Genomic DNA, 15,318 nt, shown 5'->3' on the forward strand with positions numbered 1-15,318 from the left:
TCACTAGCCCCACCCAATATATCCCGCTACAATTCCCGTTTTACTATTTCTTTTTGAGTGTTACTTTTATGAATCTTGTTCGTTCGCCTTCTGAGCTTGCCATTATTCTCAAACAAGGTGGGGTTATTGCCTACCCAACAGAAGCGGTTTGGGGTCTAGGCTGTGATCCTTTCAATGAGTCTGCCGTAAGGCGAATTCTAGATCTTAAGTCTCGACCAGAATACAAAGGGCTCATTCTTATTGCAGGAGCTAAACAACAATTAACACCTTGGTTAAATACCTTAGAGCCGAAGGTTGCCGATCGACTCCTTAGTATTAATGAAACACCAACTTCTTGGGTTGTACCAGACACAAACATCGCTCCAATTTGGGTCAGAGGCGAGCACCAAAGCGTTGCTATTCGCTTATCTCAACACAAACCAGTCCAAACACTTTGCGAAGCATTCCAAGGCACGCTTGTATCGACATCAGCCAACCCTGCAGGATTAGACCCAGCAATGACAGCAATAGAAGTAAGCACTTACTTTGGCAGAAAAGTCGATGCTATTTATGATGCACCCTTAGGCGGTGCTTCCCAGCCATCACAAGTTAGAGACATCCTTTCGGACACACTTTTCAGAGCATGACACACAGATAGCTTGTGTAAAACAACATAAGTTATTCACAGACATAAAAAACGATCCTTTGTTACTAAACAAGGGATCGTTTCCAGTAGTTTCAATGAAAGGATTTTAAAAGAGCAGAAAAGCAGTTACTAATGACCACCTAAGTAGGCTTCTCGCACATCAGGATTCACTAATAGCTCATCACCAGTTCCTGTCATGCGAATTTCACCATTCACCATTACATAGCCACGATCAGCCAACTTCAATGCATGATTGGCATTTTGCTCAACAAGAAAAATAGTCATTCCTGTGCTTGCAACATCTTTAAGAATTTGAAAAATTTGCTTAACAATAATAGGGGCAAGACCTAAGCTAGGCTCATCTAATAGAAGCAGCTTTGGACGACTCATTAACGCACGCGCAATGGCGAGCATCTGCTGTTCGCCACCAGACATGGTTGAGGCTCTTTGATTACGCCTCTCCAATAATCTAGGAAATAGCTCAAACATTTTTTGCATATCTTCTTCCGCATGATCCATACCAATCGGAATGGTTCCCATCAGTAGATTTTCTTCTACTGACATACTCGGGAAAATACGCCGCCCTTCTGGGGATTGAGCAAGACCATTCGATGCAACATAGTGCGCTGACTTTTGTGAAATATCTTCACCACGATAAATAATCTGTCCAGAAGAAATACGTGGCTGACCGAAAATCGACATTAATAAGGTAGATTTACCTGCCCCATTTGCGCCAATCAAGGTAACAATTTCACCTTCATTGATTGATAAAGAGATTTTCTTTAAAGCTTGAATCGGTCCGTAATGAACGTCTACGTCTTTAAACTCCATTAAAGTACTCATAACGTTATCTCCTCACCTTCTTCTGCACCAAGATAAGCAGCCACCACTTTTGGATTACTTTTAATATCTTCAGGGCCGCCTTCAGCAATGACTTGCCCATGATCCAAGACAACAATGTAATCAGAAATATCCATGACCATTCCCATATCATGCTCAATCAACAAGACAGTTGTATTATGCTCATCACGTAATACACGAATCATCTTGGTTAGCGCTTCTGTCTCTGAAGGATTCAAGCCTGCAGCCGGTTCATCCAAACAAACAATTTCAGGGTTAGTACACATAGCACGAGCAATTTCTAAACGACGCTGTTGCCCATAAGAAAGCTCACCCGCTAGACGGTTTGCAGAGTCTTCTAAATCAACAACCCCTAACCAATAGAAAGCACGCTCTAAAGCCTCTTCTTCTGCTGCTTGATATGCCTTGGTATTCAAAATACCAGCGATCATGCTGCGATTCACTCTCATATGCTGAGCCACGAGCAGATTCTCAACAACCGACATTTCTTTAAATAAACGAATATTTTGGAAAGTCCGAGACAAACCTGCGCGATTCACCAAATGCGAACCACCAAACATTTTATATTTCAGGCGGCTAAAAAATGCGATAGGAGAAAAGAAATCGGATACTTCAAATGGTTCACCAAGCACTTTAATAATGCTGGTTTCTTTACCTGCTGCAGATAAAAGAATATTCCCGCCAGTCGCCTTGTAAAACCCTGTTAAACAATTAAATACCGTTGTTTTACCAGCACCATTAGGCCCAATCAAAGCAGAGACAGAACCTCTTTTTATATCAAAGGTCACATCATTTAAGGCTTTGATACCACCAAAATGCATCACTAAGTTTTCAACTTTTAAAATATTTTCCTGGCTCATTTAACGACTCCTTTTCTTGCTGAGAAGCCCGTTCGCGTGACACGAACAATACCGCGAGGTTTCCAAATCATCATAACCACCATCAAGATACCAAACATCAAGACACGATATTCAGCAAACTCTCTTAAGATTTCAGGCAATACTGTTAAACAGAACGCAGCAATAACAACACCAAGCGTCGAGCCCATGCCACCTAGAACAACAATGGCCAAAATCAAAGCAGACTCAAAGAAAGTAAAGGAGGATGGATTAACAAAACCTTGATAAGTTGCGAAGAACACTCCAGCTAAACCACCGGTTGACGCTCCAAGCATAAAGGCAGAAAGTTTAACTAACACATGGTTCAAACCAAGAGAACGACACGCGATTTCATCTTCACGAAGCGCTTCCCAAGCACGACCAATCGGCATTTTTACTAAACGGTGCTTGATGAATAGAACCGCCCAAACAACCGCGAATAAAACCAAATAGATAAACATGTATTTATAAGCAGAATCGTACGGCAAACTGAAGAATTCATGGAAAGTTTCACCATCCCGTGATCGGCGCTTAAATTCTAATCCAAACAATGTAGGCAACGGAGCAGAAACACCATTAGGGCCATGGGTAAATGAAGCCCAGTTAGTCAAAACAAGGCGGATGATCTCTCCAAAGCCCAAAGTGACAATAGCCAAATAATCGCCATGCATTCGCAATACTGGGAAACCCAAAATAGCACCTGCAATAGCGGCTAATATCGCAGCAATTGGCAACATAGACCAAAAACCTAAACCTAAGTTCTCATAGCCCAAAGCCAATCCATAAGCACCTATTGCATAAAAACCAACAAAGCCTAAGTCTAATAATCCCGCCAAACCTACAACGACATTAAGACCTAAACCAAGCAAGACATATATCAGCCCCAAAATAATCACAGTAAGAACATACTTAGAAGCAATAAAAGGTACTAAAAGCCCAATAGCTATTACTAACGGAATGATCCAGATCATTTTTGATTTGTGATCAGGAGAGAGGACTTTGACCCCCTCGTCATGGTTAGCGTATTTAAATGACAAAGCCACACCTTTTTCAGTCTGAAAAAAGCAGGAAATGACAAAGCGACCAAGCGCTACAATTGCAACCATCCAAGCAACACGATCAAACTCAGCAGTAAAGTCATAGCCATTAAGTAACACCCCAACAATAGGGCCAAATAAAATTAAGGCTAGAAAACCTGCAATAAGAGAATCAATGCCGCTTTTTTTAAAATCTATTCCTGTTGTTTGGCTCATTTATACTTTCTCCACTTCAGGTTTGCCAAGCAGTCCACTTGGGCGAACAATTAAAATGAGTACTAATAAAGAGAATGAGAATACGTCTTTATAGTCAGAGCTGATTAACCCAGCAAAAAGCGCTTCAGAAAGCCCAAGAATCAAGCCACCCAACATCGCTCCCGGTAAAGAGCCTATACCGCCTAATACCGCAGCAGTAAATGCCTTAATACCAATAATAAAACCAACATAAAAATCAAATGCGCCATAATCCAATGTAATAAGCACACCTGCTAATGCCGCCATCATGGCGCCAATGACAAAAACAGTAGAAATCACTTTATCGGTATCGATACCTAAAATAGAAGCCATTTTCCTATCTTGTTGAGTTGCACGACACATGCGCCCCAGTTTTGTCTTCTGAATAACATAGGTGAGTACCCCCATTCCTAGGAAGGAAATAAATAAAATAAGCAGTTTCATATAAGTGATTTGCACAAAACCATCACCTACTGTGAAGCGAATAGCACCAGTCAGAAGAGTAGGAACACCTTGCTGGTTCGCTCCCTGACTAAGCTGAACATAGTTTTGTAAAATAAGAGACATACCAATCGCAGAAATCAAGACAGATAATCGACTAGAATTTCGTAATGGCCGATATGCAATACGTTCAATAGCCCAACCATAAACACCAGTTACGGCAACCGTAAGAAATAACGTGCCTATGATAATAATTGGAAAAGATTCGATGCCAAAAAATGTAAGAAGAGCAATAGCAATAGCTGTAATATAAGCAGAAACCATATAAACATCACCATGGGCAAAGTTAATCATGCCAATAATGCCGTATACCATGGTGTAACCAATTGCGATTAATCCGTAAACAGAACCTAGAGTAAGACCGTTTACCAGCTGCTGGAGAACGATATCCATGTAAAACCTCGTGGGGGTGTTAGAAAATACAGAGAGGACGCTTACCAACTTAGTTTTCGTTGGTAAGCGTAATTACTAGATTGAAAAGTTAGTTTACTTGGCTATATTTACCTTCAGCATCCCATTCATACATAACATAATCAGAAATAGTCAAATCGCCTTTTTCATCAAAGCTTTTCTTACCCATTGCTGTGCTAACAGAGTTAGACTTCAACCACTCAGCACCCTTGATTGGGTCAAGATCATTCTTAGATAAAGCTTCAACAACAACTTGCATCGCTGTGTAAGAATAAAGCGTATAACCTTCAGGCTCATAACCGCTATCACGGAAGCCTTGAACAACTGTTTTACCTGCTGCGTAAGAGGTTGGATCCGCACCAAATGTCATAAGTACACCATCAATATATTCTGGTGATCCAGCAACAGAAACAAACTCGTCAGACACAATACCATCACCGGACATAAAGATAGCTTTGGAACCCTGCTCACGTAATTGACGAACTAAAGGACCCGCTTCTGAATGAAGGCCACCAAAGTAAACAACATCTGCATCGACAGAACGGATTTTGGTAATAAGGGCGTTAAAGTCTTTCTCGCCACGTGTTAAACCTTCATACATAACTTCTTTTGTGCCGTAAGCATTAAGCGTCGCTTTCATTGCATCAGCAAGGCCTTTACCGTAAGTGTCTTTGTCATGAATAACCGCAACACGTTTCGCACCTAATTGATCAATAATATAGCTTGCAGCCACATCACCTTGTTGATCGTCACGTCCACATACTCGGAAAACGTTTGGTAAACCTTGATCAGTTAATGTTGGGTTAGTAGAGGCTGGAGTAACCATTAATACACCCGCTTCTTCATAAATTTTTGATGCAGGAATAGAAGAAGAAGAGCAGAAATGACCAACAACAGCAACGGCATCATCTGAGTCTACTAAGCGGTTAGCAACAGAAACAGCCTGCTTTGGCTCACAAGCATCATCCGCTTTCACCAACTTAATCATTTCCCCATTAATACCACCACTGGCATTAATATCAGCTGCTGCTTTCTCAGCCCCTTTCCAAAGTTGCTCACCAAATGCTGCATAAGCACCTGTATGAGGACCAGCAACACCTATGACGACATCTGCCTGAGCCACAGTTGCAGCACCTGCAATAGCAAGAGAAAGTAACGTTCTTTTAACCACTGTATTTGACATAAGAAAAGCCTCTACTTGTTTTGGATTTTATCGTTATTACCTAAAAGCAAGAAGTGTTCCAATCAATACAGGCGTTAGAAAAGCAGGGGGATGAAAAAAAATACTCATGAAAGCTCAAATAATGTGCACCATCTCAATGCTACAAGCTGAACTCATGATTAAAAATTGCTCAACGCTAGTGCGCCAATAAAACACAAAAAAAAGAATTATATTTTGCCTTATGAAAAAGATGAGAAACAAATCACTAGATAAAGACCCTCAAGCAGGATTTGTCACTTAAATAGAACAGAATTTTCTATTTATTTGAGGACTCCGCTAAATCAGGAGTCAATAGAATCCTCGATAGAGGAACGAGAACAACACCGTCTTGCTCTAAGCTTTCTAAACGTTTTTTAAGATAGGACGTTGTTTCTGGATAAGGATGACCAATTGCCAGCGCACTACCATGGCGTCGAGCAAGCTTTATCAAACGAGAGAACTGCTTATCAATCGCTTGTTCAGTACGAATATTGTCTAGGAACACATCTCGTGTCACTGTTTTCAAACCATGCTCTTTCGCTATTTTTTCCGCGACACTTTTTGAGCTAGTTAAACTGTCGATAAAGAAAAGCGAACGACCTTGTAACACCTCCATTACCCACGTCATCGAGTCTGCTTTCGTTGTGAGTAAACTTCCCATATGATTATTAACACCCTGAACTCCAGGCAAACCATCAAGATTTTGTTTTAGTGTCGTCTTCAACTCTTCTTTTGTCATCTTTGCATATAAGCCGCCGGGGCCAAGCGCCAACTCTCGCTGGTTTTCCATAGGAGCGTGCAATAAGGTAATGCGTTGCTGCTCCTGAGAGGTAATAGCCGTTTTTTGTGCATAAGGTGTCTCTGGCAAGATCGCGAGAGCCACTTCTTTAGGTAATGCGAGAGAGGTTTCCATACCTTGTCGGTTGTAACCCAAATCATCAATCAAAATGGCGATAACAGCTTGCTCTGGGTAAATATCCACAGCCTCTGTATCAGGAGGCAAAATCTTTTCTTGATCCACTTCAACCTCAGCCTCAGAAGCAATAACTGGCTCTGGTGCTGAGTTTTGTGGCCCTTCTACTAATGGTAGCTCATCAGTCGATTGAGCCTTGGGTAATGCATTTTTCAACGCCTCATATTTCAGCTGCTCATCCAAAAAAGGCACAAGCGCTGGTTGCCAAGGCTTAGTAGCGTAAATAATTGGCTCACCAAAAAACTCCACGTCACCTTGAGACTTTCCTATGACAGGGCCAAGCGACTCAGGATGCACAAGAGTAGAGGTTTCATCATTGAATTCTGCGGCGGCACAGGTAACAGAAAAAAATAAAAAAAGCCCCCCAGTAAACCAAGTTTTGCAGGAGCCTTTTAACGCGTAGAGAGGCATAAATTGTTTTGAATAAGAAATCACTGGATTTGAACTAACTTCGGCAAGGTTTTCAAAATACTCACAGCTTGAAATAACTGAAAATCCGAGCTTGCTAGCTCACCAATCTCGGGTTGAGCGTCAGCGCTTGTTCGCTCTTCACCACCAGTACCATTGCTTAAATGACCTTTTAACTCGGCTTCTTTGACGAAGAACTGACCTTTTTCCACAGACAAAGTCGCCTGCGGCACAATGAGATCAGGCGTAATGCCTTGAGCTTGAATAGAGCGGCCATTTGGCGTGTAATAAAGCGCTGTCGTTAACTTCACGGCATCGCCATTTGATAGAGGAATAACTGTTTGAACGGAACCTTTACCGAAGCTTTCCGTTCCTAAAACCACCGCTCGATTATGGTCTTGCAAAGCACCCGCAACAATTTCAGATGCAGAAGCGGAGCCTTCATTAATCAAAACAACTACCGGAACTTTTCCTAATAAGGTGTTTTTCTCAATGGCCGTAAATTCACTTCTAGAAAGCTCGTGCCTGCCTTTTGTGTAGACAATTAAGCCTTTATCAACAAAAGCATCAACTATGCCCACCGCACTTTGTAAAACACCGCCTGGATTATTACGAAGGTCCAAAACAACCGCTTGAATGGGCCTCTCTTTGGTCATCGTTTTAATCTCATTAGAAAATTCTCGACTACTGTCACTTTGAAACTGGCTGATACGAAAATAGGCAATACCATTGCCTAACCATTTACTCGATACACTTGCGTCTTCCACCAGTCTACGAGTCAGCTCATAATTTTTGATTTCGCCCTCACGCTCTATTGCCAACTTCACTTTAGAACCAACATCCCCACGCATTAAGCCAACAATGTCCTGCATACTTAAATCGGAAATCAATGTGCTGTCGATTCGGATAATAACGTCACCGGGTAAGATACCGGCTTCTGCCGCGGGAGAGCCATCAATCGGAGCAATAATCGTCAAGATCTTATCTTTCATCTCGACTTCTACGCCAATACCAGCGTAATTCCCTGATGTAAGCTCATCAAAGTCTGCCAGTTCGCTTTTGGTGAAATATTCAGAATGAGGGTCAAGGCCAGACACCATGCCTTTCAATGCTTTGCGTAGTATGTCTTCGTCAGAAAGCGTTTCAACGTAGCCTTCGTGTATGGTTTCAAAAGTCTCAACGAAAGACTGAATCTCGGCCGTAGGTAAAGCGTCTTTTGCCTGAATACTAGAAAACAGAATAGGCAACAGCATCAGAGCCATGAACAGACTGGAAATTCGTTGACACAAACTTTTGATCATATTTATACCTGTTACTGTTTATATGTTTCTAGCCAATTAAGCGGCTGCGAATTATCGAGCATAAGTCTCGTTAAAATAGCTCATCAGACCAATGCTAAATGTATTAGATATGGAAACCGCTAACCAGACACAACCCAAGAAAGAGGTGTTAAAGGTGTTCCATTATGACGAATTGCAAAAAATAGAGCCGAATCTTGTCGTCCACCTGAACTGCCAGTCATAGCAACGACATCATTAGCGCCAACCCACTCACCAACATCTTTCAGTAAGCTTTGGTTGTAGCCATATAGTGACATATAACCGTCACCATGATCTAAAATTAGCAGAAAACCAAAACCTCGCATCCAATCAGAGAAAACAACTCGTCCTTGAAAAATTGCACGAACTGGCTCCCCTTCTTTCGCCTTCAATGTCACACCACCCAAATTAATACTGCCATCTGAAGGCAAGCGAGTGATCTTATTTAAAGGCCGAACTAACTTTCCTCGCTGTGAAGCAAAAGGCACATCTGGGTCAGGAATTTGAATATCGACTAACGCTTCTTCCAAACGTTTTAACATATTTTGTAGGTTTTGCTGATCTTTCAATAGCTGCTGGGAGCGTTTATCTCCATTTGCTAAATCTTTATTCAATTTAGCCAATAAACTATGTCTTTCTGCTTGCTGCCCTGTCAGCCTTGTCCTTTCTTCTTTTAGAGCGACTTCTTCTCTGGCTTGCTGAGCACGATGACTGCGAATGCTTTTCTCAACGAGATTTAAATCGCTTACCTCATTTATAAAACCATTTATCAAAGACTGACGAGCCGTGGAAAAGTACCTATTGTATTGAACCAAACGCTCTGAATCTTCTGAGTCATCACCATTCAGTAAGAGCTTAATACTTTCTTCATCACCGGAACGATAAACCGCCCTTAATTGGGCGGCTATTTGCTCGTTTTGTTGCTGAATACTCAGTTGAAGTGACCGCTGCTGGACGCGTAACTCGCTCAGCTGCTTTTCTCCTTTCTTGAGACTTTCTTGAATCGTCTGGATCTTTTTCAGTAGGTCTTGAATCTCTTTTTCTTTGCCTTCAAGTTGATTTTCTACACTAGATCGTTCTGATTTAAGACTCTTCAGCCACGAGTTCAGTTTTTGCAGATCTTTTTGCAAAGCCTGAATTTGCTGTTTTGCTTCCGCGGGCGTTTGTGGCTCACCTGCAGCCCAGCCAAAGCTGGACAACATCATCAAACACAATAAAAAGCCGCGAGTTATTACTTTCATTTTAACCTCATGAGCGGGTAAGTAAGCTTACGCCTGTCATTTCGGCTGGCTGCTCAAGACCCATCATATCCAACAATGTTGGAGCAAGGTCACACAAGGCCCCTTCTTTTAGAGCCAAACCTTCTGTTGGAGATACCAATACCAATGGCACAGGGCCAATAGTATGAGACGTTAATGGTTGCGAGCCATCTTCGCTTAACATCTGTTCAACATTACCGTGATCCGCCGTAATCAAACATTGGCCGCCATTTACTTTTAGAGCGTCAAGAATACGACCCAGACAAGCATCTACCGCTTCAACAGCTTTTACCGCCGCATCAAAAACACCACTGTGACCAACCATGTCACCATTCGCAAAGTTACAAACAATCGTGTCGTATTTACCAGCTTCAATTACTTCAACTAACTTATCTGTTACCTCAGGGGCACTCATTTCTGGTTGCAAGTCATACGTTGCCACATCTGGCGAAGCAATCAGTTCGCGCTCTTCACCTTCAAATAGAGACTCTTCACCGCCATTAAAGAAGAAAGTAACGTGTGCGTACTTCTCAGTTTCCGCAATTCTCAATTGTTTCTTGCCACTCTTAGCCAACACTTCACCATAAGTATTGCTCAAAGCGATAGGAGGAAAAGCCACATCCGCCGCAATATCAGATGCAAACTCAGTAAAGGTAACAAAGCCCGCTAAACTAGGTGTCGCCGCTCTCTCAAAACCAGCAAAACCAGCGTCAGTGAAAGCACGAGTTAATTGACGAGCACGGTCTGGGCGGAAGTTAGCGAAGATGATTGAATCGCCATCTTCTAGAGGAACCGCATCACCAATCACACTGGCTTTAACAAATTCATCATTTTCATCACGGTCATAAGCCGCTTGAACGGCTTCTTGGGCACTCGCGGCTTGGAATTGACCTTTACCCAGCACAATCGCATCGTAGCAAGTTTGCACTCGGTCCCAACGATTATCACGGTCCATGGCAAAGTAACGACCAGTAAGCGTTGCAATTTTACCCACACCTAACTCAGCCAATTTTGCTTCTAATTCAGCAATAGGAGCTTGAGCCGAACGTGGTGGCGTATCTCGACCATCAGTAAAACCGTGAACGTATATTTTTGTTGCGCCACGTTTTACAGCCAATTCACAGGCTGCCATGATTTGCTCATGATGACTATGAACACCACCCGCTGATAATAGACCTAAGATATGAACCGCTTTATCCGCTTTAACCGCTTTATCGACAGCGCTAACCAATGCATCATTTTCGAAGAAAGAACCATCTTCAATCGCCTTACCGATACGCGTAAAGTTTTGATAAACAATACGACCTGCACCTATGTTCATATGACCAACTTCAGAGTTACCCATTTGTCCATCAGGAAGGCCAACCGCCATACCTGATGTTTTAATCAAAGAGTGTGGGCGATCATTCCAAAGCGCATCCCAATTCGGCGTATTGGCCGCTGTAATCGCATTAGATTTAGACGTTTCGCTGTATCCCCAGCCATCAAGAATAAAAAGTGCTGTCGTTTTTTTGTTCATAGTAATCTATCCCGCAAATTGATCGTGATTATCATTTGATACTACCACAGGCTTGTAATTTTGTTACAGCACACCTTGCCTATTCAGATTATTAATTTTAGTTATGACGCCTTCATTTTCGCCAACAACCAGTCACGGAAAATCATGACTTGCTCTAAATCCGCTTTATCAGCAGGGTAAGATAAAAGGTATTCATGGGGTGTTATCACTTGCTCGCCAAACGGTGCAACCAGATCCCCAATTTGTAAGCTTCTTTCAGCCAAAATACTCGGCAAAATGGCAATCCCCATGCCATTTTTGGCGGCTTCCAATACCATATGAAAATGCGCAAAAGATGCGCCTGAAAACGATCCACTTTCTAATCCTTGCGCCACCATCCAATCAGGCCATGCATTAATGCGTGACGACAGATGCAAAAAAGGAAACAAGGTAACGTCTTCAACATGCCATTCTTTGCGCTCTTCGCCGCCGACTCTCATTAATAACTCAGGAGAACAAACAGCAACCACTTGCTCGCGTATAAGCTGATGAGAAACGGCTCTCGGCCAATGATCGCCGCCGTAATGTAAAATAATATCGATATTGTCAGGGTCGATTTTCGCTGCATCATCTAGCGATTGGACTTTGACTTGGAACTGAGGGTATTCCGCTTGGAACCCAGCAAGACGAGGCATTAACCAATAAGAAGCCAATGTCGGTAAGGAAGAAATTGTTAACGTGATTTTCTCATCTTCTCGATGCAACATACGCAAACATGCGCTTTCCATTCCATCAAGCAAAGGCACCACTTCTTTGTAATAAGCCGCTCCAGAACCTGTCAACACTAGCCTCTTATTAAGCCGAATAAACAAGTCCCGTGCGAGAAACTCTTCCAAGTTACGTATTTGGCGGCTGACAGCACTTTGAGTGAGATAAAGCTCTTCAGCCGCTTTGGTAAAACTCAAATGACGAACGGAGGCTTCAAAACATTTTAAAGCCGTTGATGATGGGATATAGCGGCGCATCCAGACGTTACTCATAAAATCCAATACAGAAGACCACCACTTTATCCTATATTAATTGTATTCCCAACCGCTTAATACTCTGAAATATGCCCGATACACCTAACCTAAAGCATGAGTTTGTTGCCCAAGATGATAAGTACGAGCACCTACTTCGTAACACATTCGCTTCAGTTCTCTAAAAGGTATGTCCCTTAATAAGGTTGTTGGAATTGATAAGTCCTCTCGTTGTCCTGTTAACCATTGAGCTAACTCTGCGCCAATAACAGTACCTGGACCAATGCCTCGTCCACTGTAGCCAGCCACACTAAACAAGCCATTTTGTAGTTGCTGACAATGGGGTAAGTGATCTTCACTGTATGCAATTTTACCCGTCCAGCAATAATCCCATTCCAATTTACCTAAAGCAGGAAACATCTCTGTCACTCGCTGAGAAGCCCAATTAGATAAAATATTACCCTGACCTCCCATTCCTCCGAAAATAAACCGTCCTTGTTTGTCTAAACGAAACGAGCTCATCACAGTACAAGTATCCCAAACGCCTTCTTTATTGGGTAAAACCTGAACAAGTTGTTGCTCTGTCAGAGGCTTACTTGCCAGTTGAGAATAAAAGATAGGCACAAATTTTCGCGCCTGATCTTTGATTCCATATTCGCAATAAGCATTAGTGGCCAAAATAACTTTACCTGCCTGCACCTCCCCTTTTTCTGTTTGAAGCGACCAGCCATCTTGAGTTGGTTCAATTTTACTTACAGGAGAATAATCAAATAATTGAGCACCTTCTTTTATCGCCGCGTAAGCTAACCCTCTTGCATAAGCCAAAGGTTGAATCGTGCCTGCTCTTGGGTCAAACAAAGCTGAATTAAACTTTTCTGATCCAATCCGAGATTGAGCGTCAGCAGCATTCAACAAGGTGACAGGAGCACCACGGCGAGCCATTTGCTCATAACGGCGCTCTAGTTGTGCCAGCCCTAACTTGCCTACACCAGCATGCAAAGTGCCATGACGGACAGCCTCACAATCGATATCGTATGCATCAATTAACCCAAAGACATAATCCGGTGCTACAGCCAAAGCATCGTAGAGTGTTTTACCAGCTTCAGCACCAATCGCCTTATCGAGTTGATCTGGCTCAAGCCACAGCCCAGCATTCGCTAACCCTACATTCCGCCCAGAGCCACCAAAACCAATCTCTTGCGCTTCAACAACAACAACCGAGATGCCCTGCTTTGCCAAATGCAAAGCTGCAGACAATCCAGTAAAACCACCACCAACAATGGCAACATCAAAAGACAAACGGCCTTCTAACTGCGCTAACTCAGGTGCCTTTACGGAACTAGCACGCCACAAGGAATCACATAACTGTTCAGGCATATCAAAACCCTCTTACGCGATTGCATATCATTATTATTAAAAAAACACCTACCTAGAGATCGCCCACATAGAACTTTCACCCATTCTATTAAGCAAAAACGATGCCTTGAGCCAAAGGTAAATCACCACCATAATTCACCGTATTCGTTGTTCGGCGCATGTAATTTCTCCATGCATCGGAGCCCGATTCGCGACCACCACCTGTTTCTTTTTCACCACCAAATGCACCACCAATTTCCGCTCCCGATGTACCAATGTTGACATTAGCAATACCACAATCAGACCCTACAGGAGACATAAACAACTCTGCTTCACGCATGCTCTCCGTAAAAACAGCAGACGATAAGCCTTGAGGAACTTCATTCTGGATATCTATCGCATCTTCAAAGGATTGGTACGTCAAAACATATAAAATAGGTGCGAAGGTTTCTTCATGAACAATAGGAGCATCGTGAGCAATACGTACAATGGCAGGCTTCACGTAAAAGCCACCCGTTGGCACATTGTCTATTACTCGCTCACCACCACAAATAATGTCTCCACCCTGTTGTTGCGCCGACGCTAATGCTGCTTGCATACGATTAAAACTATTCTCGTCAATCAGTGGACCAACCAAGTTACCTTCGATTAATGGGTTACCGATAGGCAAAGAAGCATAAGACTTCGCCAAACGCTCAACCAAACCATCCACAACAGACTCATGAACGATCAGACGGCGCAAAGTTGTACAACGCTGCCCAGCCGTGCCCGCAGCGGAAAAGACAATGGCTCGTAAAGCTAGATCGAGATCTGCACTTTCAGACACTATCATGGCATTGTTCCCACCAAGCTCTAACAGAGAGCGTCCAAGGCGACCAGCAACGGTTTTTGCCACTGCTCTCCCCATCGCTGTAGAACCCGTTGCAGAAACCAATGGGAAGGTCTCGCTTGCTGCAATCGCTTCCCCCAAATCACGGTCACCGATCATCACGGAAACCGCAGCCTTTGGAATATCCGGCATATCTGCAATAACATTTTGTGCAATTTTATACATAGCCAAAGCACATAAAGGTGCTTTTTCAGACGGTTTTAACAATACAGGGTTGCCACAAATTAAACTCAGCATGGTATTCCACGCCCAAACGGCCATAGGAAAGTTGAACGCCGTAATAACGGCAATAGGCCCCAACGGCTGCCATTGCTCCATCATACGATGCCCTGGTCGCTCAGACACAATAGACAAGCCATGCAGCATTCGTGATTGACCAACAGCAAAATCGCATACGTCGATCCATTCCTGAACTTCTCCCAATGCTTCGGGCGTTATCTTTCCGGCTTCTAGAGAAATAATTTCAGCAAGTTCATTTTTGTATTTACGGGCTTCATCACCAATACTGCGCACTAACTCACCACGACGTGGAGCTGGTATAGTGCGCAGCACCTTAAAAGCTGCGTTTAACTCCACATTGACGCTATTTAATTGATCAGTAGTAGCGTTGTTGAAAGTAGACAACGCCACACCATCAATCGGACTGCGAACAGAAAACGCATTGCCCTCCCCTAATAATTCAGTATTGCCAGTTAACTGACTACAAAACACACCGTTCTTTTTCAGCGTATTCATTCCTAATGTATCTAAGCAAGTTAATGACATATGCAACCTCTTAAAAATATTTTCCTAATGGATTAAAAAATAACTTTTCGATGCTATTCACAATAACGAGCCTAAAACATAATG

At 42.8% G+C, this 15,318-nt stretch carries 13 protein-coding genes; 1 reads left to right on the top strand and 12 read right to left on the bottom strand.

Going from position 1 to position 15,318, the window contains the following annotated elements:
* Nucleotides 1-68: 68 nt before the first annotated feature.
* The gene (locus ABFY09_RS09480; protein WP_347984068.1) at nt 69-626 is read left to right on the top strand and encodes a Sua5/YciO/YrdC/YwlC family protein; all 558 of its coding nucleotides are present in this window, start codon (nt 69-71) and stop codon (nt 624-626) included.
* 128 nt (nt 627-754) lie between these two features.
* Here ABFY09_RS09480 and ABFY09_RS09485 read toward each other — a convergent pair whose 3' ends face one another.
* From ABFY09_RS09485 to ABFY09_RS09540, 12 genes are all read right to left on the bottom strand, one after another.
* Nucleotides 755-1,468, bottom strand: a complete 714-nt coding sequence (locus ABFY09_RS09485) for an ABC transporter ATP-binding protein (RefSeq protein WP_347984069.1) — start codon at nt 1,466-1,468, stop codon at nt 755-757.
* Nucleotides 1,465-2,346: an ATP-binding cassette domain-containing protein gene (locus ABFY09_RS09490; protein WP_347984070.1), complete on the bottom strand. Its 882-nt coding sequence runs from the start codon at nt 2,344-2,346 to the stop codon at nt 1,465-1,467. The genes ABFY09_RS09485 and ABFY09_RS09490 overlap by 4 nt, the downstream gene beginning before the upstream one ends.
* Complete coding sequence (livM, locus tag ABFY09_RS09495) at nt 2,343-3,617, bottom strand: high-affinity branched-chain amino acid ABC transporter permease LivM (RefSeq protein WP_347984071.1); 1,275 nt, start codon at nt 3,615-3,617, stop codon at nt 2,343-2,345. The genes ABFY09_RS09490 and livM overlap by 4 nt, the downstream gene beginning before the upstream one ends.
* Nucleotides 3,618-4,529: a branched-chain amino acid ABC transporter permease LivH gene (locus tag ABFY09_RS09500; RefSeq protein WP_347984072.1), complete on the bottom strand. Its 912-nt coding sequence runs from the start codon at nt 4,527-4,529 to the stop codon at nt 3,618-3,620. It lies immediately after the preceding gene.
* Between the two features lie 88 nt (nt 4,530-4,617).
* Nucleotides 4,618-5,730, bottom strand: a complete 1,113-nt coding sequence (locus ABFY09_RS09505) for a branched-chain amino acid ABC transporter substrate-binding protein (protein WP_347984073.1) — start codon at nt 5,728-5,730, stop codon at nt 4,618-4,620.
* A 295-nt stretch (nt 5,731-6,025) separates the two neighbouring features.
* On the bottom strand, nt 6,026-7,132 hold the full coding sequence (locus ABFY09_RS09510) for a divergent polysaccharide deacetylase family protein (protein ID WP_347984074.1): 1,107 nt from the start codon (nt 7,130-7,132) through the stop codon (nt 6,026-6,028).
* 20 nt (nt 7,133-7,152) lie between these two features.
* Nucleotides 7,153-8,430 carry a S41 family peptidase gene (locus ABFY09_RS09515; RefSeq protein WP_347984075.1) on the bottom strand — a complete coding sequence of 426 codons (1,278 nt, stop codon included), beginning with the start codon at nt 8,428-8,430 and terminating at the stop codon, nt 7,153-7,155.
* A gap of 119 nt (nt 8,431-8,549) precedes the next feature.
* Complete coding sequence (locus tag ABFY09_RS09520; RefSeq protein WP_347984076.1) at nt 8,550-9,689, bottom strand: peptidoglycan DD-metalloendopeptidase family protein; 1,140 nt, start codon at nt 9,687-9,689, stop codon at nt 8,550-8,552.
* 7 nt (nt 9,690-9,696) lie between these two features.
* The gene (gpmI, locus tag ABFY09_RS09525; RefSeq protein WP_347984077.1) at nt 9,697-11,226 is read right to left on the bottom strand and encodes a 2,3-bisphosphoglycerate-independent phosphoglycerate mutase; all 1,530 of its coding nucleotides are present in this window, start codon (nt 11,224-11,226) and stop codon (nt 9,697-9,699) included.
* Nucleotides 11,227-11,327: 101 nt separating this feature from the next.
* Nucleotides 11,328-12,245, bottom strand: coding sequence for a LysR substrate-binding domain-containing protein (locus ABFY09_RS09530; protein WP_347984078.1), 918 nt, complete (start codon nt 12,243-12,245; stop codon nt 11,328-11,330).
* Nucleotides 12,246-12,329: 84 nt separating this feature from the next.
* A complete protein-coding gene (locus ABFY09_RS09535) occupies nt 12,330-13,601 on the bottom strand; it encodes an FAD-binding oxidoreductase (RefSeq protein ID WP_347984079.1) in 1,272 nt (423 codons plus the stop codon).
* A gap of 88 nt (nt 13,602-13,689) precedes the next feature.
* Nucleotides 13,690-15,234, bottom strand: a complete 1,545-nt coding sequence (locus tag ABFY09_RS09540; RefSeq protein WP_347984080.1) for an aldehyde dehydrogenase family protein — start codon at nt 15,232-15,234, stop codon at nt 13,690-13,692.
* Nucleotides 15,235-15,318 lie beyond the last annotated feature (84 nt).

It is taken from the genome of Marinomonas sp. 5E14-1, assembly GCF_039939215.1.
Classification (GTDB): Bacteria; Pseudomonadota; Gammaproteobacteria; order Pseudomonadales; family Marinomonadaceae; genus Marinomonas.

Bases quoted from the DNA above. Each gene is read 5' to 3' on its own strand.
- ABFY09_RS09480 (WP_347984068.1), top strand. From the start codon at position 69: ATGAATCTTGTTCGTTCGCCTTCTGAGCTTGCCATTATTCTCAAACAA.
- ABFY09_RS09485 (WP_347984069.1), bottom strand. From the start codon at position 1,468: ATGAGTACTTTAATGGAGTTTAAAGACGTAGACGTTCATTACGGACCG.
- ABFY09_RS09490 (WP_347984070.1), bottom strand. From the start codon at position 2,346: ATGAGCCAGGAAAATATTTTAAAAGTTGAAAACTTAGTGATGCATTTT.
- livM (WP_347984071.1), bottom strand. From the start codon at position 3,617: ATGAGCCAAACAACAGGAATAGATTTTAAAAAAAGCGGCATTGATTCT.
- ABFY09_RS09500 (WP_347984072.1), bottom strand. From the start codon at position 4,529: ATGGATATCGTTCTCCAGCAGCTGGTAAACGGTCTTACTCTAGGTTCT.
- ABFY09_RS09505 (WP_347984073.1), bottom strand. From the start codon at position 5,730: ATGTCAAATACAGTGGTTAAAAGAACGTTACTTTCTCTTGCTATTGCA.
- ABFY09_RS09510 (WP_347984074.1), bottom strand. From the start codon at position 7,132: ATGCCTCTCTACGCGTTAAAAGGCTCCTGCAAAACTTGGTTTACTGGG.
- ABFY09_RS09515 (WP_347984075.1), bottom strand. From the start codon at position 8,430: ATGATCAAAAGTTTGTGTCAACGAATTTCCAGTCTGTTCATGGCTCTG.
- ABFY09_RS09520 (WP_347984076.1), bottom strand. From the start codon at position 9,689: ATGAAAGTAATAACTCGCGGCTTTTTATTGTGTTTGATGATGTTGTCC.
- gpmI (WP_347984077.1), bottom strand. From the start codon at position 11,226: ATGAACAAAAAAACGACAGCACTTTTTATTCTTGATGGCTGGGGATAC.
- ABFY09_RS09530 (WP_347984078.1), bottom strand. From the start codon at position 12,245: ATGAGTAACGTCTGGATGCGCCGCTATATCCCATCATCAACGGCTTTA.
- ABFY09_RS09535 (WP_347984079.1), bottom strand. From the start codon at position 13,601: ATGCCTGAACAGTTATGTGATTCCTTGTGGCGTGCTAGTTCCGTAAAG.
- ABFY09_RS09540 (WP_347984080.1), bottom strand. From the start codon at position 15,234: ATGTCATTAACTTGCTTAGATACATTAGGAATGAATACGCTGAAAAAG.